This is a genomic window from Bathymodiolus japonicus methanotrophic gill symbiont (assembly GCF_019721995.1).
GTDB lineage: Bacteria > Pseudomonadota > Gammaproteobacteria > Methylococcales > Methylomonadaceae > Methyloprofundus.
Map to the genome: position 1 here is coordinate 69,932 of NZ_BLYC01000001.1, position 26,300 is coordinate 96,231.

General features: G+C 44.0%; 33 protein-coding genes, 3 tRNA genes and 2 pseudogenes. 22 read left to right on the forward strand and 16 right to left on the reverse strand.

Annotated elements, in window-relative coordinates; translation table 11 throughout:
• Positions 1-430: 430 nt before the first annotated feature.
• Together K6984_RS00400 and K6984_RS00405 are read right to left on the reverse strand one after the other, a co-directional pair.
• Positions 431-1,051 (reverse strand): annotated as a pseudogene (locus tag K6984_RS00400) (IS3 family transposase); the annotation flags it as partial.
• Positions 1,020-1,187 (reverse strand): hypothetical protein, encoded by a 168-nt coding sequence (locus tag K6984_RS00405; RefSeq protein WP_221893672.1) that lies wholly within the window; start codon positions 1,185-1,187, stop codon positions 1,020-1,022. The gene K6984_RS00405 and the pseudogene K6984_RS00400, both read right to left, overlap by 32 nt.
• A gap of 12 nt (positions 1,188-1,199) precedes the next feature.
• Here K6984_RS00405 and K6984_RS00410 point away from each other — a divergent pair, with 12 nt between their 5' ends.
• From K6984_RS00410 to K6984_RS00420, 3 genes are all read left to right on the forward strand, one after another.
• Positions 1,200-1,370 (forward strand): hypothetical protein, encoded by a 171-nt coding sequence (locus tag K6984_RS00410; RefSeq protein WP_221893673.1) that lies wholly within the window; start codon positions 1,200-1,202, stop codon positions 1,368-1,370.
• A 374-nt stretch (positions 1,371-1,744) separates the two neighbouring features.
• Positions 1,745-2,020: a transposase gene (locus K6984_RS35885; protein WP_420831634.1), complete on the forward strand. Its 276-nt coding sequence runs from the start codon at positions 1,745-1,747 to the stop codon at positions 2,018-2,020.
• A gap of 71 nt (positions 2,021-2,091) precedes the next feature.
• Positions 2,092-2,394: a hypothetical protein gene (locus tag K6984_RS00420; RefSeq protein WP_221893675.1), complete on the forward strand. Its 303-nt coding sequence runs from the start codon at positions 2,092-2,094 to the stop codon at positions 2,392-2,394.
• 40 nt (positions 2,395-2,434) lie between these two features.
• Here the strand turns inward: K6984_RS00420 and K6984_RS00425 are convergent, their stop codons facing one another.
• Positions 2,435-2,860 (reverse strand): hypothetical protein, encoded by a 426-nt coding sequence (locus K6984_RS00425; protein ID WP_221893676.1) that lies wholly within the window; start codon positions 2,858-2,860, stop codon positions 2,435-2,437.
• Positions 2,857-3,186, reverse strand: a complete 330-nt coding sequence (locus tag K6984_RS00430) for a transposase (RefSeq protein WP_221893677.1) — start codon at positions 3,184-3,186, stop codon at positions 2,857-2,859. The genes K6984_RS00425 and K6984_RS00430 overlap by 4 nt, the downstream gene beginning before the upstream one ends.
• 368 nt (positions 3,187-3,554) lie before the next feature.
• Between K6984_RS00430 and K6984_RS00435 the strand changes: the two genes are divergently transcribed.
• Positions 3,555-5,732 carry a TonB-dependent receptor gene (locus K6984_RS00435; RefSeq protein WP_230987785.1) on the forward strand — a complete coding sequence of 726 codons (2,178 nt, stop codon included), beginning with the start codon at positions 3,555-3,557 and terminating at the stop codon, positions 5,730-5,732.
• Positions 5,733-6,314: 582 nt separating this feature from the next.
• Here the strand turns inward: K6984_RS00435 and K6984_RS32030 are convergent.
• Positions 6,315-6,440 (reverse strand): hypothetical protein, encoded by a 126-nt coding sequence (locus tag K6984_RS32030; protein ID WP_263458603.1) that lies wholly within the window; start codon positions 6,438-6,440, stop codon positions 6,315-6,317.
• Positions 6,441-6,452: 12 nt separating this feature from the next.
• On the opposite strand from K6984_RS32030, the gene K6984_RS00440 reads away from it, so the two are divergent.
• Positions 6,453-6,599 carry a hypothetical protein gene (locus tag K6984_RS00440; protein WP_221893679.1) on the forward strand — a complete coding sequence of 49 codons (147 nt, stop codon included), beginning with the start codon at positions 6,453-6,455 and terminating at the stop codon, positions 6,597-6,599.
• Here K6984_RS00440 and K6984_RS00445 read toward each other — a convergent pair.
• From K6984_RS00445 to xseA, 5 genes are read right to left on the reverse strand one after another with little or no spacing between them, the layout of a single operon-like run.
• Entirely contained in the window at positions 6,561-7,508 is a 948-nt protein-coding gene (locus K6984_RS00445) for an NAD(P)-dependent oxidoreductase (RefSeq protein WP_221893680.1), read from the reverse strand. The genes K6984_RS00440 and K6984_RS00445 overlap by 39 nt on opposite strands.
• Before the next feature lie 27 nt (positions 7,509-7,535).
• Entirely contained in the window at positions 7,536-7,664 is a 129-nt protein-coding gene (locus K6984_RS32035; RefSeq protein WP_263458596.1) for a hypothetical protein, read from the reverse strand.
• Positions 7,665-7,720: 56 nt separating this feature from the next.
• Positions 7,721-8,041, reverse strand: coding sequence for a YbjQ family protein (locus K6984_RS00450; protein WP_221893681.1), 321 nt, complete (start codon positions 8,039-8,041; stop codon positions 7,721-7,723).
• A 38-nt stretch (positions 8,042-8,079) separates the two neighbouring features.
• Entirely contained in the window at positions 8,080-8,922 is an 843-nt protein-coding gene (locus K6984_RS00455; RefSeq protein WP_476693183.1) for a peptidoglycan DD-metalloendopeptidase family protein, read from the reverse strand.
• The gene (gene xseA / locus K6984_RS00460) at positions 8,915-10,267 is read right to left on the reverse strand and encodes an exodeoxyribonuclease VII large subunit (RefSeq protein ID WP_221893682.1); all 1,353 of its coding nucleotides are present in this window, start codon (positions 10,265-10,267) and stop codon (positions 8,915-8,917) included. Before xseA ends, K6984_RS00455 begins: the two co-directional genes overlap by 8 nt.
• Positions 10,268-10,435: 168 nt before the next feature.
• Between xseA and K6984_RS00465 the strand changes: the two genes are divergently transcribed.
• From K6984_RS00465 to K6984_RS00475, 3 genes are read left to right on the forward strand one after another with little or no spacing between them, the layout of a single operon-like run.
• Complete coding sequence (locus K6984_RS00465; protein ID WP_221894101.1) at positions 10,436-10,756, forward strand: DMT family transporter; 321 nt, start codon at positions 10,436-10,438, stop codon at positions 10,754-10,756.
• Between the two features lie 38 nt (positions 10,757-10,794).
• Positions 10,795-11,046 (forward strand): sulfurtransferase complex subunit TusB, encoded by a 252-nt coding sequence (gene tusB, locus K6984_RS00470; protein ID WP_221893683.1) that lies wholly within the window; start codon positions 10,795-10,797, stop codon positions 11,044-11,046.
• Positions 11,037-11,369 carry a TusE/DsrC/DsvC family sulfur relay protein gene (locus K6984_RS00475; protein WP_221893684.1) on the forward strand — a complete coding sequence of 111 codons (333 nt, stop codon included), beginning with the start codon at positions 11,037-11,039 and terminating at the stop codon, positions 11,367-11,369. Before tusB ends, K6984_RS00475 begins: the two co-directional genes overlap by 10 nt.
• A 73-nt stretch (positions 11,370-11,442) precedes the next feature.
• Here K6984_RS00475 and K6984_RS00480 read toward each other — a convergent pair whose 3' ends face one another.
• Positions 11,443-11,832: an RNA-binding S4 domain-containing protein gene (locus tag K6984_RS00480; RefSeq protein ID WP_221893685.1), complete on the reverse strand. Its 390-nt coding sequence runs from the start codon at positions 11,830-11,832 to the stop codon at positions 11,443-11,445.
• 7 nt (positions 11,833-11,839) lie between these two features.
• Positions 11,840-12,169: a rhodanese-like domain-containing protein gene (locus K6984_RS00485; RefSeq protein WP_230987788.1), complete on the reverse strand. Its 330-nt coding sequence runs from the start codon at positions 12,167-12,169 to the stop codon at positions 11,840-11,842.
• A 231-nt stretch (positions 12,170-12,400) separates the two neighbouring features.
• On the opposite strand from K6984_RS00485, the gene K6984_RS00490 reads away from it, so the two are divergent.
• On the forward strand, positions 12,401-12,784 hold the full coding sequence (locus K6984_RS00490) for a DUF6394 family protein (protein ID WP_221893687.1): 384 nt from the start codon (positions 12,401-12,403) through the stop codon (positions 12,782-12,784).
• A 42-nt stretch (positions 12,785-12,826) separates the two neighbouring features.
• Positions 12,827-14,557 (forward strand): NAD-binding protein, encoded by a 1,731-nt coding sequence (locus K6984_RS00495; RefSeq protein WP_221893688.1) that lies wholly within the window; start codon positions 12,827-12,829, stop codon positions 14,555-14,557.
• Positions 14,558-15,076: 519 nt separating this feature from the next.
• On the opposite strand, the gene lpxH is transcribed toward K6984_RS00495, so the two are convergent.
• Positions 15,077-15,802: a UDP-2,3-diacylglucosamine diphosphatase gene (lpxH, locus tag K6984_RS00500; RefSeq protein WP_221893689.1), complete on the reverse strand. Its 726-nt coding sequence runs from the start codon at positions 15,800-15,802 to the stop codon at positions 15,077-15,079.
• 116 nt (positions 15,803-15,918) lie between these two features.
• A complete protein-coding gene (locus tag K6984_RS00505) occupies positions 15,919-16,500 on the reverse strand; it encodes a peptidylprolyl isomerase (protein WP_221893690.1) in 582 nt (193 codons plus the stop codon).
• Between the two features lie 141 nt (positions 16,501-16,641).
• On the opposite strand from K6984_RS00505, the gene cysS reads away from it, so the two are divergent.
• The 10 genes and pseudogenes from cysS to K6984_RS00550 all read left to right on the forward strand — a co-directional run bounded on the left by cysS (position 16,642) and on the right by K6984_RS00550 (position 22,748).
• Positions 16,642-18,027: a cysteine--tRNA ligase gene (gene cysS, locus K6984_RS00510; protein WP_221893691.1), complete on the forward strand. Its 1,386-nt coding sequence runs from the start codon at positions 16,642-16,644 to the stop codon at positions 18,025-18,027.
• A 196-nt stretch (positions 18,028-18,223) separates the two neighbouring features.
• Complete coding sequence (fchA, locus tag K6984_RS00515) at positions 18,224-18,853, forward strand: methenyltetrahydrofolate cyclohydrolase (protein ID WP_221893692.1); 630 nt, start codon at positions 18,224-18,226, stop codon at positions 18,851-18,853.
• A gap of 99 nt (positions 18,854-18,952) precedes the next feature.
• A tRNA-Pro gene (locus K6984_RS00520) sits at positions 18,953-19,029 on the forward strand.
• A 7-nt stretch (positions 19,030-19,036) separates the two neighbouring features.
• Positions 19,037-19,113: transfer RNA gene (locus tag K6984_RS00525), tRNA-Arg, on the forward strand.
• A gap of 26 nt (positions 19,114-19,139) precedes the next feature.
• A tRNA-His gene (locus tag K6984_RS00530) sits at positions 19,140-19,215 on the forward strand.
• 639 nt (positions 19,216-19,854) lie between these two features.
• A pseudogene (locus K6984_RS35890) lies at positions 19,855-20,387 on the forward strand (Druantia anti-phage system protein DruA).
• A 431-nt stretch (positions 20,388-20,818) separates the two neighbouring features.
• Entirely contained in the window at positions 20,819-20,947 is a 129-nt protein-coding gene (locus K6984_RS32040; RefSeq protein WP_263458596.1) for a hypothetical protein, read from the forward strand.
• 27 nt (positions 20,948-20,974) lie between these two features.
• Complete coding sequence (locus tag K6984_RS00540; protein ID WP_221893693.1) at positions 20,975-21,262, forward strand: hypothetical protein; 288 nt, start codon at positions 20,975-20,977, stop codon at positions 21,260-21,262.
• Entirely contained in the window at positions 21,190-22,158 is a 969-nt protein-coding gene (locus K6984_RS00545) for a hypothetical protein (RefSeq protein ID WP_221893694.1), read from the forward strand. The genes K6984_RS00540 and K6984_RS00545 overlap by 73 nt, the downstream gene beginning before the upstream one ends.
• Positions 22,113-22,748, forward strand: coding sequence for a transposase (locus tag K6984_RS00550; protein WP_221893695.1), 636 nt, complete (start codon positions 22,113-22,115; stop codon positions 22,746-22,748). Before K6984_RS00545 ends, K6984_RS00550 begins: the two co-directional genes overlap by 46 nt.
• A gap of 473 nt (positions 22,749-23,221) precedes the next feature.
• Here K6984_RS00550 and ntrC read toward each other — a convergent pair whose 3' ends face one another.
• Together ntrC and glnL are read right to left on the reverse strand one after the other, a co-directional pair.
• Positions 23,222-24,649, reverse strand: coding sequence for a nitrogen regulation protein NR(I) (ntrC, locus tag K6984_RS00555; RefSeq protein ID WP_221893696.1), 1,428 nt, complete (start codon positions 24,647-24,649; stop codon positions 23,222-23,224).
• A complete protein-coding gene (gene glnL, locus K6984_RS00560; protein ID WP_221893697.1) occupies positions 24,642-25,688 on the reverse strand; it encodes a nitrogen regulation protein NR(II) in 1,047 nt (348 codons plus the stop codon). The genes ntrC and glnL overlap by 8 nt, the downstream gene beginning before the upstream one ends.
• A gap of 35 nt (positions 25,689-25,723) precedes the next feature.
• Here glnL and K6984_RS32045 point away from each other — a divergent pair, with 35 nt between their 5' ends.
• Positions 25,724-25,849 carry a hypothetical protein gene (locus K6984_RS32045; RefSeq protein WP_263458604.1) on the forward strand — a complete coding sequence of 42 codons (126 nt, stop codon included), beginning with the start codon at positions 25,724-25,726 and terminating at the stop codon, positions 25,847-25,849.
• Positions 25,850-25,876: 27 nt separating this feature from the next.
• Entirely contained in the window at positions 25,877-26,002 is a 126-nt protein-coding gene (locus K6984_RS32050; RefSeq protein WP_263458605.1) for a hypothetical protein, read from the forward strand.
• The last annotated feature ends 298 nt before the right edge of the window (positions 26,003-26,300 follow it).

The window sequence follows — 26,300 nt, forward strand, 5'->3', positions numbered from 1 at the left end:
TGAACTGCCCGAGATTGAGTTTCAAAGACTTATACTCGATGTTCAAGTTTTCAGCTATAACTGGGCTAAGAAAAGTAAATTTTTCCGGCTTTGTTTTATAAGTGATTGATTTACAATGATGTTGATGCTTTCTTTGTCAGTAGAATTATCAATAAAATCAATCAGTTAAAAAACTTGAACATCGAGTTATACAATCACCATATAAAGTATCTTGCTTCGCCTCCTTTTTCAAAGGGGAGGTTTATAATACTCCCCATTGTCCAGACCAATTTATTAAATAGTTAAGATAGCCCTTCCCTTTTTATATTAATAATTTGTTATTATTGCGCCGCAGGCGTTTTGATACTACTCTTTGCCGACTGCGGTGAAATGTGGTTAAAGGGTGAATTAGTGTGGGTAAGTTCGTGGGAAACGGCTTTATCGTTTTCCATCAGCGTATCCACACGTTCCGTAGGAAATTCACGCTTTGTCCACATGGAGTCCGCCTGCAGGGACTCTCACGTATAGACCGTTTTTTTTTATAATAAACCTCCGCTGGCGTTCGATAGTCCAAGGACTGATGAATTCGCCTGTGATTGTAAAATTCAAAATAGTCTTTCAGCCCTAAATATGCTTCATTCACTGTCTGAAAGTCATTCAGATAGACCTTTTCATATTTGACTGATCGCCACAATCGTTCAACAAGAATATTATCCAATGCGCGGCCTCTGCCATTCATGCTAACACGGATTCCTTTCTCCAATAAGGGCCCTGTAAATCGATTCGTTGTGAATTGACTTCCCTGGTCCGTATTAAAGATTTCACACTGTGATGAACTTAGTGTTTCATTAAGGGCTGCTATGCAAAAGTCTGCGTCCATTGTCGTACTTAACGCCCAATTAAGTACATATCGGCTATGCCAGTCAATAATGGCCATCAGATAGACAAAACCATGCTTCATGCGGATGTAGGTAATATCCGTACTCCAGACCTGATTGCATCGCTCGATCTGCAGGTTTCTCAGTAAATAAGGATAGATCTTATGCTCTGAGTTGCCCTGACTTAGTCTTGGCTTTCGCTGTCAGCCCCGGACGGGCTGATAGTCTCCAGAAGGCGCAGGGAAATTTGCCAATCCGAAGTGCGCGATAGCGCGCGAGGGAGGCTAAAATTTTATCCCGAATAGCCGTAGAGCCATTTGTGGTAGCCATGACTGAGCTGCTTTGTGCTCAGTCTGTGGCGGACGCAGGGCGGCTGGAGCATCTCCTATTCGCTGCGTAGGTGAACGAATTACGGCGACAGGAGTCCCGGAATTCCGTGAGGTAGCATGGCGCGCCTGGGATATACCGCTTCCAGCCCCATCTGCCTTCGCTGAAAATCATCACTTCGCTTAGGCTCCGTTTCCCTGATTTTCAGCGGCGGTAGAAGAAAAGAGTGTCGTTTTATTCGGTGATGAGGTGTCATTTGCTATGTGGGGTTCATTGGCACGAACCTGGGCTCCAATAGGAGAGCAACCCACAGTGAAAACATCAGGGATTCGAAAAGGGTTGGTACGATCGAACTCGAAGGAGGGAGTTTTCAATACCGAGAATCATTGGCTTATGAGATAAAACCAAAGTCACTTAGACTTTTAAAAGAAGCTGGGCTGCCTCAAGAATTTTTAGCTATTCTTAAAAGCTTAAAAAATGAGAAATATCCAACACAGAAGCTTTTTATGGAAGCGATATATTCTATTGCCGACAACGTCTTAATCGAGAGTTATAAGCCAATGATATTACAACACGCTGAAACATCTGGGCGTTTTAATGGTGAAAGCTATGTTGAGTTTTTAACACAATTGCTGGCTTATTATAAAGGCAAGATTATTCTAATTGAAGATGGTGCCCCGTATCATGGAAGCGGTGTTATTAAGGAATTTAAGTTAGCTAATGTAGATCGTTTGACAGTAGAACGTCTCCCTGCGTTCTCGCCCGCTGTCAGCCCCGGACGGGCTGATAGTCTCCAGAAGGCGCAGGGAAATTTGCCAATCCGAAGTGCGCGATAGCGCGCGAGGGAGGCTAAAATTTTATCCCGAATAGCCGTAGAGCCATTTGTGGTAGCCATGACTGAGCTGCTTTGTGCTCAGTCTGTGGCGGACGCAGGGCGGCTGGAGCATCTCCTATTCGCTGCGTAGGTGAACGAATTACGGCGACAGGAGTCCCAGAATTTCGTGAGGTAGCATGGCGCGCCTGGGATTTTAATCCGATTGAGAAATTATGGAAAAATACGAAACGCGATTCGACTCATATGAAGTATTTTAAAACTTTTGAAGATCTTCATGATTCAGTTGTGCAAACTTTTAACACTTATATGCATGATGCCAGTAAAGTGATTTGTGTTATGCAAAAATTGCGGGAAGATTTCGTTGTTACCGCCTAAGTTTAAGCGCTCCAAATTTGGAAATTATTTATCTGAGAAACTATAGCATGGCAATGGCTCCAGGGTTAATAGTCATTGGCAAGGTTGTCACAAACCGGTGAAGTTTTCCGGTTTCTGGGTCACGGTAATCCACCACGTTAAATTTGATGCCCTTGTTTTCGTACACACTGTATGCTTCAACCCCTGTATTGATCTCATGGCGGGAGTCAAAAGGGATAGACTCAACCAGAGTCGCAATTGAATTTTCTTTTAGCATTGAAATCATGTAATTAGCATGTCGTTTCTGCCGATCCCACCAGACAAAGTCGGTGACGGCTTTATCGTAGACATAGAGATGTTTCTGAGAGCTGTTATTTCCCTTGTTTTGCTTTTCAATATGATCTCGTAACACAGGTATTTCTTGATGTCTCTGAGTTTCGTTTGTCACCAGACAAAGAAATCTGAGCAACCCACTTCTGAGATTCAACGCGTAAATCCCCCCGGCCGCATAAACTTTCCCCTTGCTGTTTTTTCAGTATGGCAGGCATGATCAATAAAATGTCCATCCGCCGCTTCTATGGTGTATTCGTCAAGTTCCGGGAATGCTTTAAGATAATCAATGCCTTGCGATAGCAGTGTTTCAGCGTGAAGATGATAGCTCTGCTGTTCAAATGCCTCAAGCATATTGTTGATTTGTGTTGCATGAATACCATATTTCGCGGTAATTTCAGCTCTTGTCTTTTCCCCTTTTAGTACGTCTAATACCACTTTTACTTTGGTTTGCGTACTATGCTTCTTCCGATTTATGGTCATTTCTTAATCCTCAGTTTTGAGGGCAAGATTCTATCTTAAATGCTGGTCTAGTTTTTGGGGATCATTATAGTTTTTTTAGAGCTTCTCTATTATTTTTTAGTATATCTCTTGTATATCGGGAGTCTACGCATGATGATAAATTCTCTGATAAATAACAAAACAGGAAAAAATCCTATATTTTTTGTGTTTCTTAGCGCTTACAATTTGGTTTTTTTTAATCTAGAATTATAAATAAAATGATTAACAAAATCGTACCTTGTAGCGTTATCTTGTTATGCGTCACCACAACGACACACGGAGCCGAGGAGGAGCCTGAAACAGCACAGCGAATCGAGCTGGAAACATATAATGTGGTTAACACCACACCCTTGGGAGCCGGGATTTCGCTAGATAAAGTCACTACTAATGTGCATGTGATGACAGCCGAGGATATGGCGCGGGCGCAAAGTATTTCGATTGCAGATTATATGAATCAGTATATGGGGAGTGTTAGTGTCAACGATGCACAAAATAACCCTCTGCAGCCCGATATTCAGTATCGGGGATTTACTATTTCGCCACTAATGGGCCTACCTCAAGGGCTGTCTGTGTATACAAATGGAATCCGCTTTAATGAGCCATTTGGTGATTCGGTGCACTGGGATCTGATTCCCAAAGGGGCAGTCGAAAGTATGACTCTGCAAGGTGGGCCTAATCCGGCTTACGGTTTGAATAGTCTGGGTGGCGCAATTGCGATAAAAACTAAAACAGGATTTACTGCGCCTGAACACAGCCTAACCCTAAGCGGTGGTTCATGGTCTAGGCATAATGAAGAGCTGACAAGTGGCTGGAATAATGGCGAATTTGCTTATTTCCTTGATCTGCAGTACTTCCATGAAGAGGGCTGGCGTGATTTTTCCCCAAGTGGCGTGTTTAATGGTCTGGGTACTTTAAGCTGGCGCGGTGATGATGGACAATTAAATCTAACTCTGGCGGGTGCCAATAGTAGCTTAATCGGTAATGGTGCAATACCAGTAGAGCTAGAAGCAATTGACCGGGCAGCTATTTTTACGCAACCAGATAAAACCAGTAATCATTTTTTCATGTCGGCATTAGATGGAAATTTATGGGTTAATAATGAGATTGAGTTAGCTGGAAATATTTATTATCGTAGCAATCGTATCGACTCTTTAAATGGTGATGGCAGTGAGTTTGAAGAGTGTGATGATCCGGGGTTTCTGTGTGAAGAAGGCAGTGACGAGATTGTCGAAGATATTAATGGCGAACCTATCTTGGCGAATGATGAGGTTGAAGGGGGGACGCTAAACACGTCAGAAACTGATCAATGGTCATTTGGTCTGGCATTGCAAGCAGCATTTAATCAAAGGCTCTGGGGGCATGAAAACCAGTTTGTTATTGGCAGTAGTTACGACCTCAGTCGAGTGGCTTATAGTGCAGATACTGAATTAGGTTCTCTAAATAATGAGCGTGGGGTTATTGGCTCCGGCATTTTGGTCGATGAGTCGCGCGTTCGTTTAGATACGACGACCAATTCTTTCGGGACATTTTTCACCGATGTTTTTAATGTGACTGAAAAACTCGCAGTGAATGTGGCGGCGCGTTATAACATTGTTGAAATAGATATGCAGGATCGTTATGGAACAGCGCTGACGGGCAAACATAAATTTGGTCTATTTAATCCCGCAGCAGGATTAACTTATGCCTTTATGCCGGAAATTAATTTCTATGGTGGTTACAGTGAGTCACCGCGAGTACCCACACCGATGGAGCTAAGCTGTGCCGACCCGAAAGACCCTTGTAAGTTGCCAAACGCCTTTATTGCTGACCCACCTCTGGATCAAGTGGTCGCAAAGTCCTGGGAAGTTGGGTTTAGAGGGCATTTTTCCAATGTGCTCGATGGTGGTGTCCAATGGAACCTGGGGTATTTTAATACTATTAATCATAATGATATTATTTTTCAAAGCGCGGGTAAGGCCAATAGTGCCGGATTCTTTGATAACGTCGGGCGTACTCAGAGACAGGGTGTAGAGCTAGGGCTGAACAGTTCGTTTTTTGATCGCTGGCGTATGGCTCTTAATTACTCGTATATTAATGCTGTTTACCTAACCCCCTTTACGGCACACAGTCCAAGTAACCCGTTTGCGGATGCCAATGGTGATATACAGGTGCAAAACGGTAGTCATATTCCGGGGATACCTGAGCATATCGTTAAATTTTCCTCGGATGTTGATATTATCGAGAGCTTGACCTTTGGCTTTAATGTGCTGTTTAACGCGGAGCAATTCCTGCGTGGCGATGAGGCCAATCTGGATACTCCGTTGCGTTCCTTTGCGGTGGTTAATTTATACACAGAGTACCGCTTTAATGAGCACCTGACGATTTTCGGGAGGTTGAATAATTTGTTTAACGAAAAATATAATAATTTTGGAGCCTATGGCCAAACTGGTGATGTACTGGAAGGCATCGGAATTGCTGATCAGGATACCCGGTTTGTCGGAGTCAGTGCACCACGGGCTGGCTGGGTCGGTGTGAAACTAAGCTTGTAAGGCAACACAATTAATAACCTGGCATGTTTAGGGTATGGCGCAGGATTTTTTTATTCGTCTTCAATACTCAATGTAGGGAGCATTGCAAGCTATGTGATCTGAGTTGCAACGCAGAAGGCGGATAAAAAGACAAGTTAGGGGCTGGCGGGTTATTTATTGCGAGTTGCCTAATAAAGGTAGTGTATTTTAAGTGAAGTAACAGGCATAAAAAAACCTGCGTGAAGCAGGTTCTTAATAATGTAAATTTTATTATTTTTATTTTTAAATGGAAACTAAATCCTTTTTAAGCTTATTTGTTATTTTTTTTGTTAAGCCTCTCTTACCTCGTTGTCCCTGTTTTTCTTTACTTAAATCCCTCAAGTGGGACAAAGTATATATCAATAATTTAGTGAGTGTCTATCAAAAAAATGATATTTTGATTAAAAGAAGTTTCGCGTCGAAAGCATAATACAAAAACAAGGGTTTAATATTTTTTAGGGCTTAAAAAAGTGTGATGTAGCTGGCATTTTCTGCCTGATGATTATGCGCTGAATTATTTATTATGCTGCTGGTAAAGTTTAATGAGCGTCGCAGGATCCTGCTCTAAAAAACCCAGGCGCGCCATGCTACCTCACGAAATTCCGGGACTCCTGTCGCCGTAATTCGTTCACCTACGCAGCGAATAGGAGATGCTCCAGCCGCCCTGCGTCCGCCACAGACTGAGCACAAAGCAGCTCAGTCATGGCTACCACAAATGGCTCTACGGCTATTCGGGATAAAATTTTAGCCTCCCTCGCGCGCTATCGCGCACTTCGGATTGGCAAATTTCCCTGCGCCTTCTGGAGACTATCAGCCCGTCCGGGGCTGACAGCGGTGGTTGCCATGTAATTGCATGAGTTGTGCAGCCAGCGCCGACATCGGTGTGGCCGTAGACTGTCTATTCGCCAGGTCAGTCGCCATATTAAGGTCTTTAAGTAAGGTTTTTACCCGCCATTTAACCGGTGTAAATTTGCCACTGGCCATTTCTGGGGCAACAATTTGTAGGGGCTTGGAATCGGCAAAGCCACCCGCCAAAGCGGTAGCGATCTTATTAGTATCTACCCCCGATCTTTCAGCCAAGGCGAGCATTTCTGCGATCACCAGGACATTGCAACTGACAATCATTTGATTGCAAACCTTGGTGACCTGGCCGCTTCCTACATCACCCATATGCGTTAGCTGTGTGTAAAGTGGCTTTAATATGACTCTGGCAATATCAACAGCTTTTTCCGTGCCGCCAGCCATAATTGCAAGACTGCCATTTGTTGCGCAGGCAACACCGCCCGAAACAGGCGCATCAACCCAGTCCATCGCACAATCTTTATTTAATAGTTGAGCCAGTTGACGAGTGGTCTCAGGATGAGTGCTGGACAAATCAATGAGTAATTTATGCTGCTTACCCTGCGGCAGTATTTGCTGCTTAACTATATTTTCAACTATTGGCGTATCGGCCAGGCAAAGCAGGATAATATCGGATTGTGCAACTAAATCAGTAATACTGGCACACGGGATTGCTCCTGCCTGAGTGACAGCCTGCAGTTTTTCTGTTGTCCGGTTCCAGACATTTACACGGTAACCCGCCGTTAATAAACGCAAGGTCATAGGGTGACCCATCAGCCCAATGCCGATAAACCCCCGCTGAAAATCCTGGAAACGGAGCTTTAGCGAAGTGAAGATTTTTAGTCCGCGATAGCCGTAGGGCCGTTGTTTTGTCGGAGTCTGAGCGTTAGCGAAGGTGGAGACAAAATAAAAGGCCATCCGACACGGCGTCAAGTCATTTGGAGCCTATGTTCCGACCCCTTGTTGGGTCGGGACAAGGTGACGAGGACGAATCGGGGCCGCCGGAGGCATAAGTGGTCGCGTTAAGTTTTTGCTGCTTGCTTGGGCTGGGATGCCCAAAACAAGCTTTCGCAAAAATAGCGACTCCCCGATGGGTTGGTTTAGAGTCAGTCATAGATGATATAGGCAGACTACTGGTCTTTTAATTTTACAGCGGTACCATAGGCTAATATTTCAGAAGCATTAGCCATAATAGCGCTGGTGGTAAAGCGAATATTGATAATTGCATCAGCACCGCGCTTGTCTGCTTCATCGACCATCCTCTGAATAGCGATATCTCGGGCTTCGGCTAACATTTCCGTATAGCCTGCGATTTCTCCGCCGATAAGCCCTTTCAGGCCAGCCATAAAGTCACGGCCCACATGTTTGGATTGCACTACATTGCCAGTGACAACCCCCATGTTTTCTATAATAGTTTTGCAAGGGATTTCAGGTGTAGTAGAAAATTGCATTTGGATTTCCTGTTTTTAAGTAAAAAAGTGTTTGGAGCTTATTGTGCGTCTTCAGTTTGTTTCACACATAGCTCTGGGACAAACAGAGCTGGATCTACCTTGGTTTTATTAAGATAAACATTCCAGTGTAAATGCGGGCCGGTAACGCGACCTGTTTCACCAACTTCACCGAGTTTTGTGCCTTGCTCTACTATTTGGCCGGCTTTAACTGATATTTTAGACATATGAAAATAGCCTGTTACCAGACCCTGCCCATGATCTAAAAACACGGTATTACCATTGTAATAATAGCTACCGGTATTGATGACCAGACCAGGCGCAGACGCGTTAATCGCTGTGCCAGTGGGCGCTGCAATATCCAGCCCGCTATGCGGGTTTTTAGGCTGGTTATTAAAAAAGCGCTTTAGTCCAAAAGGGCTACTTAGGCGACCCTGGACTGGTATGCTAAATAATATGTCCTCAACCGGCTGCTCTGTCCAGGTGTTAAGGGCTTTATTAATTGCAGGGCGTTCGCTACTGATCCGCTCAAGGTCAACCGGGTTAGGGTTGACCATGCGTTTGTTCTTAATAGTAATATATTGCGCAGGGTAGTCTTTGTCCACAATATTAAAACTACGCTTCTCGTTTAGCCCTTCTGATTTTACCTGAACGGCATGTTTACCAGCCTTAGTGTTTAAGGGAATGCCCACTACTGCATACCATTGATGCTCATTTTCCAGTACCAGTACGCGCTTACCCTGAAACAAAACTTCAGGCGCAGGGATTGCTACAGAGCCTAATTTGATATTGACGATGCCGCCGGGAACAGCCAGTTGTTTTGGAAGCACGCTACTGAGTGCTATTTGTGGTAGTAGTAATAAGCTTATGAGTATTTTATGCATGATTAATTTCCTGTATCTGGCTGCTGATGGAGCCTGTTGCCAGGCGTGTTTTAATCGTTTGTCCAACGTTAAGCTGCTGGGTCGAGGTGATAAGTTTATTATTTTCATCGGTGCTTAAAGTGTAACCGCGATTAAGCGTTGCCAATGGGCTGACAATATTCAGTGTCTGGCTAAGATGAGCCAGTTTTTCGTGTTGCTCATGTAGCTTGTTTTTAATGTTAGAGTTTAAGCGGCTATTTAGATTCAGGTATTGGGCTTTAAGCTGCTCTACGGTATGCGCTGGATTATATTGCCATAGCCGGGCATGCTGTGTTTTGAGTTTTGCCTGTGCCTGAGCTAACTGGTTTTGCAGCGTGTTGCTAAGGCGTAACTCTAATTCATCCAGCCGTTGTGACATGATTTGCAATTGCTTGCCAGGATGCTGCAGTTGCAGGTTTTTAGTAAGCCAGTCCAGGTGTTGCGTAGCTTGTTGAATTTTATTATTTATTAACTGGCTTAAGCGCTGTTCATAGGCGATAAATTGTTCTAGCCACTGTTGTCTGTCCGGAGTGCAGTGTTCTGCCGCTGCGGTTGGTGTTGCCGCACGCAAATCAGCAACATAGTCTGCAATCGTGGTGTCGGTTTCATGGCCTATGCCGGTGATAATCGGAATACGGCTCTTATAGATTGCATTGGCAACCATGGCTTCATTAAAGGCCCATAAATCTTCCAGTGAACCACCTCCGCGGGCAAGCAATAGCACATCACATTCTTTACGCTTATTCGCGCTGATGATGGCCTGGTTAATGGCATATTTAGCTTCGTTACCTTGGACCATAACCGGATAGATAATCACCGGAATACTAGGAAAGCGGCGGGCAAGCACGGATAAAATATCGCGTATCGCAGCACCTGAAGGCGAGGTGATAATGCCGATCGCTTTAGGAATCAACGGTAATGGTTTTTTGTGTTCCGGAGCAAAAAGTCCTTTGTCCGCGAGTTTGACCTTAAGCTGCTCATAGGCACGACGCAGTGCGCCATCACCCGTCTCCTGCACCTGGCTCACAATCAGCTGATAGTCTCCACGCGCCTCATACAGGCTGACATTTGCACTGGCCTGAATTTGCAGGCCGTTTTCAGGGATAAATTTTAGCTGTTGCGCCTGGCTTCTAAATAGCGCGCAACGCACCTGGGCACGGTCATCTTTTAATGAAAAGTATAGGTGGCCAGAAGCGGGGCGACTTAAATTAGAAATCTCACCAGTCACTTGTATGGAAAAAAAGTTCTGTTCCAGTAAGGATTTAACCTGACGATTAAGTTGCGAGACGCTATAAACTGTAGTGTTGGAAGTAGTTAATGCATTCATAGCTTTGGTAGTTATTGCTCAGGCAATAGTAGGGCGCGGCTTTAGCCCGCTATATTAAGAAAGTTTTATATAGTTGGACTGAATCACTGCCCTACAGAATAAATAATTAAACAGATCTCCGAGTATTGTAAAATATTCCTTATTATCTGTATATTGATTGGAGTAATGATGGGGTGGTTATACCTTTTAGGCGCAAGTATTGCAGAAATTTTCTTTGCGCTTAGCCTTAAATATAATGAAGGGTTCACTAAGCTGATTCCTTCGATTGTCACGATGGTAACCGGAGCCGGGAGTTTTGGTCTGTTGATTTTGGCGATTAAAACCCTGCCGTTAGGCACAGCCTATGCAATATGGACGGGAGTAGGCGCTGCGGGGATAGCGATTGCCGGGATATTTTTATTTAAAGAGTCGGTGGATATTTACCGGCTGGCCTCTATCTCGCTGATTATTATTGGCGTGGTGGGGCTGAAACTATTTTCTGAAGAGTGATGCTGCATATTATCACTACCACCGTAGGGCGCGAGGTATTGCTGCAGCGAATTAGCCACGGTGATGCACTTTTATTCGTTGAGAGCGCTGTACTCAACTTGCATAAAAACGCACAGACTGCACAAATACTCTTGCCTCATTATCAACATTTTCAATGTTATGCTCTGGAAGCAGATTTATTAGCCAGGGGACTTGCTGCCGATAAGATTCTAGCTGAGGTAGCTGTAGTAGACTATCAGGGCTTTGTCGCTTTAACTGTTGAACACGAAGTGATTAAAACATGGAACTAGTGCTACATGGTATAAGGGTTGCCATTAACGAGCAGGGTTTTTTGCTGGATATGCGCGACTGGAATGAGCAGTTAGCAGTGCATCTGGCGGATATAGAGGGGATAGTTTTAACTGAGGCGCATTGGGAAATATTGCACTTTATTCGTGGGTTTTATTTAGAGTATAAATACCTGCCGAATGCTCGCGTGTTTAGCAAAGCTATTAAAAATCAGCTGGGTGCAGACAAGGCTAATAGCCGTTATTTACTGAAATTATTTCCTGAAGGACCTTTAAAATATTCTTGTAAGATTGCAGGTTTACCCAAACCGCCCAGCTGCATGTAACCTAGCATAGCGGTGTGATACTGCATAGGGTGGGTAACATTATCAACGACGCGCTTAATATGCTAATGCAACGCTATTGCTGCTTAAACCGATGAATCTGCCGGCGCTGTTTTTTATTCGGCCGCTCCGCAGGATCAGTATGCATAAATTGGCGTTCCAGGCGTCTTTGAGCTACATCCTGTTCGCGTTTTAATTTGCTGGCTGTCGTTTCCGTATACAATAGCACCGCTTCTGACGCAGGCCTGCGCTGGGCGTTGAAGCCCACTACGCTAATATCCCAGCTAAACTGATCCTTATGGATAATAATCTGACTACCTAGCTTCACTTCTTTACTGGGTTTAGTGCGCTGGCCATTTAGGTGGACTTTGCCGCCCGAGATGGCTTCAGCAGCCAGTTTGCGCGTTTTAAAAAAACGCGCAGCCCAAAGCCATTTATCCAGGCGGATAGATTCCAGTGCAGACATAAACGTATTAGCTTTCAGTCCAGGCTTTATAACCACCCGCGAGGCTGACCGCATTGGCATAACCTAGTTTGTGCAAGCTTTCTGTTGCTAATGCAGAGCGACCACCTGACTGACAGTAGACGATAATTTTAGCCGCATGCTGGCCAGTAAACGCAGGGTGGTTGTTGATTTGAAATTCAAGTACTCCACGGGGAATATTAACCGCATTAGGTATCTGGCCCGCTGCAAATTCAGCAGGTTCACGAGCATCTATAATAAGATAATCATGTAAAGCCTGTTGCGCATCAGGTACAGTGATTTCGGTAATGTTTTGTTTGGCATTTGCGACTAGGTCCATTGCAGTTAAAGGCATGTTTTCTCCGAAGGAATGATTTAAAAAAACTATATTAGCATAGTATGATATAAGAGCTAGTGTAGCACCCACTAAATAAAATGCAGTAATTTTACCATTTAGTTATCGTATTTATTCGGTTTCTAGCTTTAAGGGGTGCGGTATTAGTTTTTTAGTGACAGGTAAGTATTTAAGGTAAAATGGTTTTCTTTTTGCTTTTCGTGCTGGGGATATTTCGTGAATCTTGAAAAGGTTATTTTCGGTTTTTTCATTGTACTATCATTAACCCTAAATGTAGGTTTTGTATTAGGTGAATATAGTAATCCTGATCACCATAGTGTCTATGAGTTATTTGGTGTTGTGGTAGTTAACCTGATTGCCACTGGCTTAAAATTAGGTGATCGCTCACAAATCGGAGCACTATTACTGGCAACCAGTCTAGTGGCTGATTTTGAATTAATTGCCGCAGCGCTGGAGTGGACTTTTGCCGTACACATTATTGGTACGGGGATTACGCCAGAAGTTATGACCAGTATCGTGTCCCTTGCCGGGGGAGCGTTGGTAGCGAATATTATTTCAGTTGTTATTCTGGTTTCAGAAACCCTAATTTCCAGGATGTAGCAGACTGATGTTTATTTAACTCCTTACTTTAAAGTCTAGCCTATGTATACCAGCGATGAGCTAAGTCGCGTTAGTTTTATTGTAATGCGCGAGATGCGCCTGCCTTTGATTACCCTGTTAACCGTGTATTCGGTGGCTATTTTCGGTATGGTGTCAATTCCGGGACCTGAAATAGATGGGGAGCGCGCGTATTTAAGCATTTTCCATGCGTTTTACTTTATGACCTACACAGCAACCACCACAGGTTTTGGTGAAATTCCGTTTGAATTTAGTGATGGGCAGCGTTTATGGGCGATTGTGTGTCTGTATGTCAGTGTCGTTACCTGGTTTTATGCGCTAGGGAGTATCGTCCGTTTATTCCAGAATGAATTTTTTAAACGCGCGGTCGATGAGTTACGTTTTGCACTGAGTGTTAATCGTATTGGCGCGCCTTTTTATATTATCTGTGGCTTTGGTGATACTGGCAGTGTATTGGTCAGAGGTTTAAACGATGCAGGCATGCATGCCGTGGTTATTGATGAAAATGTCGAGCGTATTCAGGCGTTAAAATTACGTAATTATAAGACCTCGGTGCCGGGTCTATATGCTGATGCCAGTGTGCCGAAACATTTGCTCGAAGCAGGCGTTACTAATCAATTTTGTAAAGCGGTGGTTGCGATTACCAACAAGGAAGATGTTAATCTTAAAATTTCGGCTGTTGCACGCCTGTTGAATCCAGATGTAGGGATTCTTACCATGTCTAAAGTGGATGTTTTTGAAGAAACATTAGCAACTTTAGGCGGGGAAGTACATATCGTCGACCCCTTTAAAACCTTTGCAAAAGTATTGAACGCCTGTATCAATAATCCGGCTTTCTATGCTTTAAATAACTGGCTGGTAGGGGACAAGGGGGCCACACTGCAATCGTATGTGCATCCACCTGTGGGTGGGTGGATTATTTGTGGTTATGGGCGTATGGGCATGGAAGCGAACCATGTGCTGACTATGAATGGGGTTGAAACTGCAGTTATTGATCCACATGCGCGAAAAAAGGAAGAGGAAGTAGCAACTTATATCATTGGTAGTGCGAATGCCAAAACCTTGAATAAAGCGGGTATTGCTAATGCAGTCGGGCTATTAGCTGCGGCAGATGACGATGGACAGAATTTAAGTGTATTACTAAATGCACGTAGCCTTAATCAGAATTTATTTACTATCGTCAGGCAAAATAGTCATCAAAATGAGCTGGCCTTTGCCAAGGCCGATGCGGATATGATTATGCAGCCTACTCTGGTTACGGCAAGAAAAATTCTTTTATTATTGATCGCGCCGTTACTAAAGCACTTTTTTCGTTATCTACTGGCTAAAGAACCAGGCAGAGAAAAGCTACTTGAACATGTTATTAAGTCATTACGGGAAAAGATAGGCGATAAAAAACCCTTGCTGGTTACCATCGATTTCACTCGGGAAAAAAGCAGTGCAGTTATTCAGTGCCTGGATGCTGGTGAACATGTTTTGATAGGCGATATTATCTCCGATCCACGTAATCGCGACCGGGACCTGGATTTAATGGTCTTTGTTATTCGCTCAGCAGGTAAAGAAGTCGTATTACCTGCGCGGGAGCATAAAATCAGGGAAGGTGATCAGCTGCTTTTTTGTGGTACTGCTTATGCGAAGCAATTACTCAAGTCTACGCTTAATAATGAATATACCTTACATTACTTGCGCACCGGGAAATTTAAGCTCTCAAGCTATTTTACCCAGTGGTATGCGCGGAAGTTTACTAAAGCATAGATAAAAACAACTTTTACTTAAAGATAAATTGGCCAGTAATGGAAGATGAAATAAATAAATGCGCTTTATGTGGGCTTGCAGTTGAAGTTGAGGGGTTTACTGTAGACTGAAGTTTCCCAATTATTGAGTAGCTGAAATACACAATGTTGGTGTATCGAGGTTTATTTTAGGTGGTTTTGCCATGTTTATAGCAAACCCCTACTTAATTCCCCTTAGGCAATAGCATTTGAAACGAATGAAAAGACTGTTTTTTTCATATAGTTGTAGCATAGTTTCAATTTCACCATAAATAATTATTGGGAAACTTCAGCTGTAGAGACTATTGAGGGCTTAAAGCAATTCTGTTGTGCAGGCTGCGTATCTGTTTATCGCTTATTGAACGGTGATAAACTCAAAGAATAACGGTGTGCACACATAGGGCGAACTTCAAGCCAGATAATGAGCGTATTTGTTTAGTGAGGGTGTGAGCATTTAAGGAAAAATTACTATGATAGCGATTAGCTGCATTTAAAAGTCCTTTTAAATCGCCTCTGTTCTATACCTAGTTTCCGACCAGGATAACAGGCTGGCACTGTCTTTCTTCCATTCTGCAAGCACAAAACGCTGTGCTTTTTCGCCTTGTACTTCTAAATCATGTACCGCAGGCCGATGGGTATGGCCATGAATCATACGCTGCGTCTGATATTTAGCCATGATCTGCTTAACAGTATCCTGATTAACATCCATAATATCCTGTGATTTTTTGCGCTTATGGAAGTAGCTGCGCAGGCGATACCAGCGGGCATATAACAATCTGAATATTAATGGCTTGGAGAGAACATTTGCTTGCCATTCAGCAGAGTGTGACTTGATGCGAAACGCCTGGTAGTGCAGGTCGTCGGTGCATAATAAATCGCCGTGGGTCAATAAAGTCCTAGTGCCATAGAGATCAATCACACTATATTCATCCAGTAGCATAACGCCCGTTTGTTTACTAAAGCGCTTGCCAATCAGAAAGTCACGATTGCCATGAATATAAAAAACGGGCGTGCCCTGATCGGTGAGTGCTTTTAGATGTTTTTTTACGCTATTGATCGGCGGGCTGAAATCATCATCGCCTATCCAGGTATCAAATAAATCACCTAGAATATACAGAGCCTGGGCTTTTGTCGCACGGGTCTTTAATAACTTAATAAATTTGCGCGTGACTTCAGGTCGCTCAATAGTTAGATGCAGGTCTGAAATAAACAGAGTCTCATTGCGCATGATTGCTACATTTTGAAGAGTAGAAGGAATAACGGGAGTAGGGCGTGGCTTCAGCCCGCTTATATGCGAAAAAAGTTGATATAAATGGGCTGAAGCCTGGCTCTCTAATGCGGACGCTATTTAATAACTTCCGCTTTTTCTATCACGATGTCAGTTTTTGGCACATCCTGGTGTCCGCCACGGTTAGCTGTAGGAGTCTTTTCCATTGCATCAAAAGTATCCATACCCTCAACAACTTTACCAAAAACAGTATAGCCCCAGCCCTGCGATGTTTTAGAGGTATGGTTTAAAAAGCTATTATCTTTATAGTTAATAAAAAACTGTGACGATGCAGAATCAGGAATTCCAGTACGCGCCATAGCAACGGTGCCACGTTCATTTTTTAAACCATTGTCGGCTTCAATCTTGATGGTATCGTGAGTAGTCTTTTGTTTGAAGTCAGTATCAAAACCACCGCCTTGCGCCATAAAGCCTGGAATAATGCGGTGAAAAATAGTGCCGTTGTAAAAGACTTCATTAACATAAACAAGGAAGTTTTTTACCGTAATAGGTGCTTCTTCTGGATTAAGCTCGATAGTGAAATCACCGGCAGTAGTAGTGAATTTGACTCTAGGATGTGTCTCAGACATGTTGTTTTCCGTTGAAAAAGAATAGGTTGAAGTTAAAGAAAGTATCAAAAAAAGAATTAAAGAACGCATGGTGCTATTGTAAAAAGATGTAAATCGTAAATTCTATGTGTTTTTAGCTTGAAAGAGAAGAGTTAATATTGGAAAATTGAACGATTAAACTCATGCCAGTAACTCTCTCGGTATGAATTAGTCGCAATTACGAAGTTCAAAATGTTAAAAATATATAATACCCTGACGCGTAGCAAACAGGTTTTTACCCCGCGAGTTGAGGGCAAGGTGGGCATGTATGTCTGCGGGATGACCGTTTATGATTACTGCCATATTGGGCATGCACGGGTGATGGTCGTGTTTGATATCGTTGCCCGGTATTTGCGTTATTCAGGTTATGATTTAACGTATGTACGCAATGTTACCGATATAGACGATAAAATTATTCAGCGTGCGAATGAGAATAATGAATATATAGGCGCATTAACGGGTCGATTTATCACTGCAATGCATGAAGATGAGCGTACATTAGCCGTATTGCCGCCAGATATAGAGCCTAGGGCAACGAAATCAATGGATGATATTATCCTGATGATTACCGCCTTATTTGAAAAAGGCCTGGCCTACGCTGGAACGAATGGCGATGTATTTTATGCAGTGAATAAGTTTGCCAGCTACGGCGCTTTATCGGGTAAAAAACTAGACGAATTACAGGCAGGTGAACGCGTAGAAGTTGATCAGGCGAAGAAAAATCCGTTTGACTTTGTATTATGGAAAAAAGCTAAAGCCGATGAGCCGTACTGGAATTCTCCCTGGGGGAGAGGGCGACCAGGCTGGCATATAGAGTGTTCAGCAATGGCAACGCGGTGCCTGGGGAATCATTTTGATATCCATGGTGGTGGCATGGATTTACAATTCCCGCATCATGAGAATGAAATTGCTCAATCTGAAGGCGCGAATGATGAAAAATTCGTTAATGTCTGGATGCATAATGGCTTTGTGCGCATAAATGAAGAAAAAATGTCCAAATCACGGGGCAATTTTTTTACAGTAAGAGAAGTGCTAAAGCAATACCGGCCTGAAGTGGTACGTTTTTTTGTGATGTCCAGCCATTATCGCAGTCCGCTTAATTATTCGGATGAACAACTGGATGATGCCGGGCTTGCATTGACTCGACTATATACAGCATTGCGCGGAGTAAATGCTGTTGCAGGGAAAAACAGTGCATATAGTGAGCGGTTTAAACAGGCAATGGATGATGATTTTAATACGCCGGTTGCTGTGGCGGTTTTATTTGATATGGCGAGAGAATTGAATAAAGAAAAGAACAATGCTGTCGAACTTGCGGAGCAGTTAGCTGGCGAACTAAAAGAGCTATCCAATGTTTTGGGGATTTTGCAGGATGACCCGAAAAGCTTTCTGCAATCAGCCGATGCAGTTAGCCCGGGAAGCTTGAGCGAGCATGAAATTGAGAAATTTATCGAGCAGCGCCTGCAGGCAAAGCAGAGTAAAGACTGGGCGTTGGCCGATAAAATCCGCGATGAGTTAAAGCAGCAGGGCATCGTACTGGAAGATATTGCGACAGGAACTAGCTGGAGACGCGAGTAGTGCGTTACTAATTTTAAATTCATTGTAGGGCGCGGCTTTAGCACGCCTGCCCTTAATATGGTGGGCTAAAGCCACACCCTGCGCGTAACTTCGTTATTATTAAGGAACGCGCACGGAATAAGTTGCTTAAGTTATTTCGTGCAGGTTCCTAAGAGCCCGGAAACATTAATCAAAAGCCTATTATATAAGAGCGTGCATGACTGAAATAAAAGATAAATCCATCCAGGTCTATTTGGACGAACTTGCCAGTAAATCGCCGACTCCTGGTGGCGGGAGTGCGGCAGCATTATTGGGAGCACAATCGACTGCATTAACCAGCATGGTATGTAACATCACCCTAGGCAAGCCAAAATACGCCGCAGTTGAAGCGGATATGCAGGCCTTATTGCACAAGTCAACAGCCTTACGCGCAACATTAACCGCTTTGATCAAAGCGGATATTGATGTGTTTAATCAACTTATGGCTGCATATGGCCTGGCAAAAACAACGGAACATGAAAAAACCGAGCGTAGTCACAAAATCCAGACAGTATTACGCGAGGCGACATTAATTCCGCTCGCTTGTGCTCAAGCTTGTGCAGATGCAATACAACTAAGCCGCGAGGCTGCGGATAAAGGTAATGTGAATGTCATAAGCGATGCCGGGGTCGCGGTAGTGTCGGCCTATGCGGGATTAAAAAGCGCCGCTTTAAATGTCTACATTAATGCGGCGAGTTTAAAAGACAGGCCCTTTGCTGAAGAAAAATTAGCCGAATTAGCAGTGATACTCAAAGGAGCGGATATTAATGCGGAAGAGATCTATCAGTTGGTAAAAAATAAATTGTGAAACGACCAAATAATTATTGACCGGCTATAAAAAGAAGCTATAATAGTCAGCTCTTTAAGGCATTAATTGCTAACGTAGTAATTGAACTTATAAGTGTATCGGGGTATAGCGCAGTTTGGTAGCGCGCCTGCTTTGGGAGCAGGATGTCGGGGGTTCGAATCCCTCTACCCCGACCAAAATAATGCGCTTGTAGCTCAGCTGGATAGAGCATCGGCCTTCTAAGCCGAGGGTCGCAGGTTCGACTCCTGCCAAGCGTACCAATATTCCTTAAAGTATCTACATTATGGTGAGCGTAGCTCAGTTGGTAGAGTCCCGGATTGTGATTCCGGTTGTCGCGGGTTCGAACCCCGTCGTTCACCCCAACTATATGTTATAAACAATAACTTACAAGTTTCTTCTTGTAAGCAGTTAATCAATTATTCTCCCTATTTTAATACCTAAACTAGCTTGCTGCATTCAAGAACTAGTTGTTGTGGCAGGATTGATGTGTATAAGATCATGCTTTACCTGCTATTTTTATACCACCTAAATCCATTTGTGATCTTGCTTCTTCAAGCCATGTTTCACAAGTCGCTCGTTCGCTTTACTTCCTGTGTTAGCCAAGGGGGAGGTTGCCATTGACCTTGCTCGTTAATCCATGTGCCGTGGAAGGTATTCTGATTGAACGCGTACCGCTTCGGACACGCGGTGAGGTTGAGTATTCTCATTCTCAGAGACAAGTCGAGGCACTTTTATTAAAGAAATAAGTAACTACTCAGCGTAAATAATTAAATAGCGACTCCCCGCTTATTTTGTCTCCACCTTCGCTAACGCTCAGACTCCGACAAAATAACGGCCCTACGGCTATCGCGGACTAAAAATCATCACTTCGCTTAGGCTCCGTTTCCCTGATTTTCAGCGAAAGTTCTTGAAAAACACCGGGGTTTTGGCTCGAATTTTCTGATTTTTAGTCAGCTATCCTCCGACCTGTTCATGAACTTTCCGCCCTCCAGCTTTGTTCAGTGATCACCCGTGATCATTCACGGTTATGGAATGAGTACATACATCGCTACCACTACCTGGGCCATAAGCCGCTACCCGGCGCACAGCTTCGCTACTTTGTTACCTTTGACGAGCAAATTATTGCAGCGCTCGGCTTTGGTGCTGCCGCTTGGCAAACGGCACCACGTGATCAATTTATTGGCTGGAGCCACGAACAGCGACAAAGAAATCTACCGTTAGTCGTGAACAACGCCCGTTTTCTGATTATGCCCAGGGTGAAATCCAAAAATCTCGCATCCACGTGTTATCCATGATAGTTCGTCGGCTTCCTACGCAATGGGAAGAGCGTTATGGCATACGTCCGGTGTTACTGGAAACGTTTGTTGATACCGAGCAATTTGCAGGGACTTGTTACAAAGCCGCCAACTGGATCTACGTAGGTAAAACTAAAGGGCGTGGCAAGTTAGGGCCGGCTGGCAAACAAAGTGTGCAAATCAATGACTTATGGCTTTATCCGCTGAGACGTCAGTTTAGAAGCCGCCTAACTCGCTGATTCTAGGTAGTATGTGTTAGCCGAATATTTACCTTTTTAAAATTTCAACCAATTGATTTATAACAACTACATCATCAATAGTGACGAAGATGGGTTAATAGCACAGAAAGCAGATTTCCGCGAACTAATTTAAGGATGATTTTTAAACTGGGATCAAAGTAAATTCCTCGAGATCAGGTGTTCTGACCTTCTTTGGAAATGATGGGCTTCCATTTACGACTGGAAGCATTTCTGCTCATTTGGCAGAATAAGTTGTAAGGTGATCTCTTATAGGCATCAGTGTTCCCATTGAAAGAAGAAGTACCTAAACAAAGCAGCCTATAACCTACCTGAAGGCAGCACCACTCGAATATTCCCATCTTTTTGATTTTAATCACTTATAACAGCAAATAGACACTCTGTAGGCACCGTAAATCGGGGAGTCGCTATTTTTGCGAAAGCTTGTTTTGGGCATCCCAGCCCAAGCAAGCAGCAAAAACTTAACGCGACCACTTATGCCTCCGGCGGCCCCGATTCGTCCTCGTCACCTTGTCCCGACCCAACAAGGGGTCGGAACATAGGCTCCAAATGACTTGACGCCGTGTCGGATGGCCTTTTATTTTGTCTCCACCTTCGCTAACGCTCAGACTCCGACAAAACAACGGCCCTACGGCTATCGCGGACTAAAAATCTTCACTTCGCTAAAGCTCCATTTCCAGGATTTTCAGCGAAAGCAACAAATAATTTCAAATAAAGCTTGCATTTGCCGAAAAGATTTTTCTAAAAATTTCCGTTTTAATCACCTCATAAACGGATATCACCCATGCTTAAAGACCTACCACTCTCTGAACATATTCACCAACACTGCAATGAAAGTATGGAACGTGCCCTGTTAGCAGAGCGTCATCCTTTGTGGGCTCGTTCATGCCCAGAGTTGAAGGATATCGACTTTATTCGCCTTGGGTTATTACGCTGTATCAGTGTAGTCGATAGTGGTCGCCATTTCCTCCAAACCAATGAACAGATTTATGGCCAGCTGCTTCCCCACTCAACGTATTTTAAATCACTGAAGTCGCATAGGCGAACAAGTATGCTTGAGGCATTTGAACAGCAGAGCTATCATCTTCACGCTGAAACACTTCTATCGCAAGGCATTGATTATCTTAAAGCATTCCCGGAACTTGACGAATACACCATAGAAGCAGCGGATGGACATTTTATTGATCATGCCTGCCATACTGAAAAAAACAGCAAGGGGAAAGTTTATGCGGCCGGGGGGATTTACGCGTTGAATCTCAGAAGTGGGTTGCTCAGATTTCTTTGTCTGGTGACAAACGGAACTCAGAGACATCAAAAAATACCTGTGTTACGAGATCATATTGGAAAGCAAAACAAGGGAAATAACAGCTCTCAGAAACATCTCTATGTCTACGATAAAGCCGTCACCGACTTTGTCTGGTGGGATCGGCAGAAACGACATGCTAATTACATGATTTCAATGCTAAAAGAAAATTCAATTGCGACTCTGGTTGAGTCTATCCCTTTTGACTCCCGCCATGAGACCAATACAGGGGTTGAAGCATACAGTGTGTACGAAAACAAGGGCATCAAATTTAACCAGGCGCGCCATGCTACCTCACGAAATTCCGGGACTCCTGTCGCCGTAATTCGTTCACCTACGCAGCGAATAGGAGATGCTCCAGCCGCCCTGCGTCCGCCACAGACTGAGCACAAAGCAGCTCAGTCATGGCTACCACAAATGGCTCTACGGCTATTCGGGATAAAATTTTAGCCTCCCTCGCGCGCTATCGCGCACTTCGGATTGGCAAATTTCCCTGCGCCTTCTGGAGACTATCAGCCCGTCCGGGGCTGACAGCGGTGGTGGATTACCGTGATCCAGAAACCGGAAAACTTCACCGGTTTGTGACAACCTTGCCAATGACTATTAACCCTGGAACCATTGCCATGCTGTATTTCAAGCGATGGACGATTGAAAAGACATTCAATAACACTAAAAGTAATTTCAAGGAAACTAAAGCTTGGTCTTCCAATACCCGCTCACTTGAAAATCAAATGCGCCTGACTGCAATGAGCTATAATTTAATGCGCGTGTTTGAAGAGATTTCAAAAACACAACAGCCAGAATTGATTCATCCATCGGATAAAAAATATAGCGAGGCTCTGGAGATTAGGCAGCAACAGGCTCAAAAACGAGATCGTTTTGTGAATCCATTATTTTTCCAGGCAAGAATATCTCGTATCAGCTCGTATACCATTCGGGCAGTTCAAAACGCAATAATAACAGGAATGTCTTTACAGTGCTTTATGAGCTCTCTTGTGGCGAGGTTAGTTTCACGGCCTCAATTGATAGGGGAACACTGATGCTTATAGGTTCAAAGCAAACTATCTCAAACATACGCTGAAAATCATGGAAACGGAGCTTAGCGAAGTGGTGATTTTTAGTCCCTGATAGGCGACAGGGCAATTCGCTGATTCGACGTGTGCTAGCAGCACGCGAGAGGAGCAAGAATTTGCATTCCGAATAGCCGTCCAGCCAGTGAGGTAGTAATGACTAAGCGGATTTTGTGCGTAGTCGTTGCGGACGCAGGGCGTTCAGGACATCTCCCATCCGCTGCGTAGGTGAACGAATTATGGCGACAGGAGTCCCGGAATTTCGTGAGGTAGCATGGCGCGCCTGAAATCTCAGGGTTATTTATACTCTTGAAATAAGAGGGTCTGCACAGAACTAATTATTATCATATTGATTTGTATGGTCTGTTATATACAGAATGGTTCTGCCGTATAGCACAGCGAGACTCATTATTCCATCTTCTAGCAATTTTCTGGGCTCAATCTTATTCAATAGCTAATTCTTTAATTTTCCTGGTTAACGTATTACGTCCGTAACCCAGTAAATTTGCAGCTTCATGTCGGTGCCCCTGAGTGTGTTCTAAAGCAGACTTAATTAGAATCGCTTCGGTTAAAGGGATAATTTTCTTGGCTATATCATGTTGGCCTTGTTGAATTCTTTCCTGGATGGATTTTTTTAAGCATAATTCCCAGTTGTTTTCTGTATCAGCAGTATCTGCAGGGGTGTCACTGGTGTTGTAATCAGGTAACAATTCGGGGGGCAGGTCGGCCAGATGAATTTCTCTTCCTGACGCCATAACCGTAATCCAGCGGCAAATATTCTCTAGTTGACGGACATTGCCAGGCCAGGCTAATGTACATAAGTAGGCCTCGGCTTCAGGTGTTAATAGCTTTACTTCAGTATCTAGTTCTTGCGCAGCAGCGGCTAGAAAATACTGCATTAAAACCGGTATATCCTGGGTGCGTTCGCTGAGTGGTGGTATATTAATGCGTATGACATTCAAACGATGGAATAAGTCTTCCCTGAATACGCCTTGCTTAACCAGTGCCTCCAGGTTTTGATGTGTGGCAGCGATAATGCGGACATTGACTCTGATAGATGTGTGTGCGCCAACCGGATAAAACTCATTGTCAGCCAGAACCCGCAATAAGCGGGTCTGTAACTCGGCGGGCATATCGCCTATTTCATCAAGAAATAAAGTGCCATTATCTGCCTGTTCAAAGCGTCCAGCGCGACGGGAATTTGCTCCAGTAAATGCCCCTTTTTCATGGCCAAATAATTCTGACTCCATTAAATCTTTAGGGATGGCTGCCATATTCAGAGCGATAAACGGCTGCTTCGCTCGTGGGCTGTGTCGGTGCAGGGCTTTTGCTACCAGTTCTTTTCCGGTGCCAGACTGGCCATTAATCAACACGGTAATATGTGAGCGTGCCAGGCGGCCGATTGCACGAAATACCTCTTGCATGGCTGGGGCTGCACCTATGATCTCAGGTGTTTCGGGATAATCTTTGCCTGGGCCGAGCTTGTTTTTTCCCTGCTGTTGATTGTGTAGACAGGCGCGTTGTACGACAGCGAGCATTTCCTTAATGTCGAATGGCTTGGGTAGGTACTCAAATGCCCCGCCATGAAACGCTGCAACCGCACTTTCCAGGTCAGAATGAGCGGTCATAATAATCACAGGGAGCTGGGGGTGTGTGCTTTGCAGTTTTTTGAGTAATTGCAAGCCATCCATGCCCGGCATACGAATATCAGATAACAGCACATCAGGGGTATCACTTTCCAGTGCTTTCAGTAGTTCTTGTGCGGATGCAAAGCTGCGGGTTATACTCCCGCTTTTAGTAAGTGCTTTATCAATAACCCAGCGAATAGATTTATCATCATCGCAAATCCAGACCTGGCAAGTTTTAGTCATTTACATTTCCTACGGGTAAATAAATCGAAAAAACGGTGTTTTCAGCGTTACTGCTGCACTCGATAATACCGTTATATTGGTTAATAATTGATTGCGAGATAGGTAACCCAAGTCCCGTACCGTTGCTTCGTCCCGTGATCATAGGATAAAAAATCTGATCCAGGATCTCTGGTTGTATGCCGCTGCCGTTGTCGATAACATCAATACGCGTGACTAATCTGTGGCGCTTTCCTGCTATAGTCATTTGCCGGTAAATGCGTGTGCGTAGCGTAATTTCGCCAGTATCCACAATTGCCTGGCTGGCATTGCGGAGTATATTTAAAAAGGCTTGAATCAACTGGTTTTTATCCGCTTTAAGCTCTGGAATACTGGGGTCATAATCACGTTTAATAATAATTCTATCGCTAAGCTCAGCCTGAACCAGTTGTCTTACCCGCTCTAGCGCTTCGTGTATATTCAGGGTGACTTTAATAGGCAGCTTATTTGGCCCCAGCATTTTATCTATCAACGCCTTCATGCGGTCAGCTTCTTCGATAATAATCTGGGTGTATTCTTTTAAGTCATCTGTCTGTAGTTCCAGCTCCAGTAATTGGGCGGCGCCGCGTAATCCTCCCAGCGGGTTTTTAATTTCATGAGCAAAACCGCGCATTAGCATACGCGAGATATGCTCCTGGGCAATAAGTTGTTCTTCTTTAGAGATGCGTATGTGTTGATCTAGCTGCTGTAATTCTATCAGTAGCTCTACTTGTTGCGGGTTTTCCAAAATGGGGGTAACGCTAAAGCTAATGATCATTTTTTTGTGGAATAATTCCAGTGCAAGTTCACGATCAAAAAAAACCTCGTTGCGCGCTAGACACTGTAATAAGTCATCAATAAGCTTAGTATTGCTGCCAAAAATGTCTTGCGCAGATTTACCCAGCAGGTGTTTTGCGCTATCGTCAAATAACACTTCACCTGCGGTATTTATATAAATAAGCTTTAGCTCGCTATTAAATAATAGAATAGCCTGGCTAATATTGTCGAGAATTTTTTTATGCACTATGATGATCTGAAGGAATCGGGGAGTCGCTATTTTTGCTGCTTGTTTTGGGCATCCCAGCCCAAGCAAGCAGCAAAAACTTAACGCGACCACTTATGCCTCCGGCGGCCCCGATTCGTCCTCGTCACCTCGTCCCGACCCAACAAGGGGTCGGAACATAGGCTCCAAATGACTTGACGCCGTGTCGAATGGCCTTTTATTTTGTCTCCACCTTCGCTAACGCTCAGACTCCGACAAAACAACGGCCCTACGGCTATCGCGGACTAAAAATCATCACTTCGCTTAGGCTACGTTTCCCTGATTTTCAGCGGTAGCTTGTATGTTAGAAGCAAGATATAGACCAACTAAGAATATTAATGATACGGCTGAGAAATTATTGGGTTCCCTATTATGCGCTAATCATGTGCATAATAATATCAAAACTCGCACTGTAATGGTGCATTGAATTTTATGCAAAAAAAAGGGTAACTGCATAGGCAGTTACCCTTTTAGTTTTAACCACTACTGTCAGGCAGTAGTGTTAAGGCAACTCGCAACATCCACCCCCTTACTAGTCTTCTGCGTTGCTGAAATAGTTGCGTAGCCTATATGCGCCTATTTCTACGCCTTGAA

Excerpts from the sequence above, each read along its gene's own strand:
- K6984_RS00405 (WP_221893672.1), bottom strand. The coding sequence starts at position 1,187 with ATGGCTACCACAAATGGCTCTACGGCTATTCGGGATAAAATTTTAGCC.
- K6984_RS35885 (WP_420831634.1), top strand. The coding sequence starts at position 1,745 with ATGATATTACAACACGCTGAAACATCTGGGCGTTTTAATGGTGAAAGC.
- K6984_RS00430 (WP_221893677.1), bottom strand. The coding sequence starts at position 3,186 with ATGACCATAAATCGGAAGAAGCATAGTACGCAAACCAAAGTAAAAGTG.
- K6984_RS00440 (WP_221893679.1), top strand. The coding sequence starts at position 6,453 with ATGGCTACCACAAATGGCTCTACGGCTATTCGGGATAAAATTTTAGCC.
- K6984_RS00445 (WP_221893680.1), bottom strand. The coding sequence starts at position 7,508 with ATGGCCTTTTATTTTGTCTCCACCTTCGCTAACGCTCAGACTCCGACA.
- K6984_RS00450 (WP_221893681.1), bottom strand. The coding sequence starts at position 8,041 with ATGCAATTTTCTACTACACCTGAAATCCCTTGCAAAACTATTATAGAA.
- K6984_RS00455 (WP_476693183.1), bottom strand. The coding sequence starts at position 8,922 with ATGCATAAAATACTCATAAGCTTATTACTACTACCACAAATAGCACTC.
- xseA (WP_221893682.1), bottom strand. The coding sequence starts at position 10,267 with ATGAATGCATTAACTACTTCCAACACTACAGTTTATAGCGTCTCGCAA.
- K6984_RS00465 (WP_221894101.1), top strand. The coding sequence starts at position 10,436 with ATGGGGTGGTTATACCTTTTAGGCGCAAGTATTGCAGAAATTTTCTTT.
- K6984_RS00475 (WP_221893684.1), top strand. The coding sequence starts at position 11,037 with ATGGAACTAGTGCTACATGGTATAAGGGTTGCCATTAACGAGCAGGGT.
- K6984_RS00480 (WP_221893685.1), bottom strand. The coding sequence starts at position 11,832 with ATGTCTGCACTGGAATCTATCCGCCTGGATAAATGGCTTTGGGCTGCG.
- K6984_RS00485 (WP_230987788.1), bottom strand. The coding sequence starts at position 12,169 with ATGGACCTAGTCGCAAATGCCAAACAAAACATTACCGAAATCACTGTA.
- K6984_RS00495 (WP_221893688.1), top strand. The coding sequence starts at position 12,827 with ATGTATACCAGCGATGAGCTAAGTCGCGTTAGTTTTATTGTAATGCGC.
- lpxH (WP_221893689.1), bottom strand. The coding sequence starts at position 15,802 with ATGCGCAATGAGACTCTGTTTATTTCAGACCTGCATCTAACTATTGAG.
- K6984_RS00505 (WP_221893690.1), bottom strand. The coding sequence starts at position 16,500 with ATGCGTTCTTTAATTCTTTTTTTGATACTTTCTTTAACTTCAACCTAT.
- cysS (WP_221893691.1), top strand. The coding sequence starts at position 16,642 with ATGTTAAAAATATATAATACCCTGACGCGTAGCAAACAGGTTTTTACC.
- fchA (WP_221893692.1), top strand. The coding sequence starts at position 18,224 with ATGACTGAAATAAAAGATAAATCCATCCAGGTCTATTTGGACGAACTT.
- K6984_RS00540 (WP_221893693.1), top strand. The coding sequence starts at position 20,975 with ATGGCCTTTTATTTTGTCTCCACCTTCGCTAACGCTCAGACTCCGACA.
- K6984_RS00545 (WP_221893694.1), top strand. The coding sequence starts at position 21,190 with ATGCTTAAAGACCTACCACTCTCTGAACATATTCACCAACACTGCAAT.
- K6984_RS00550 (WP_221893695.1), top strand. The coding sequence starts at position 22,113 with ATGGCTACCACAAATGGCTCTACGGCTATTCGGGATAAAATTTTAGCC.
- ntrC (WP_221893696.1), bottom strand. The coding sequence starts at position 24,649 with ATGACTAAAACTTGCCAGGTCTGGATTTGCGATGATGATAAATCTATT.
- K6984_RS32050 (WP_263458605.1), top strand. The coding sequence starts at position 25,877 with ATGGCCTTTTATTTTGTCTCCACCTTCGCTAACGCTCAGACTCCGACA.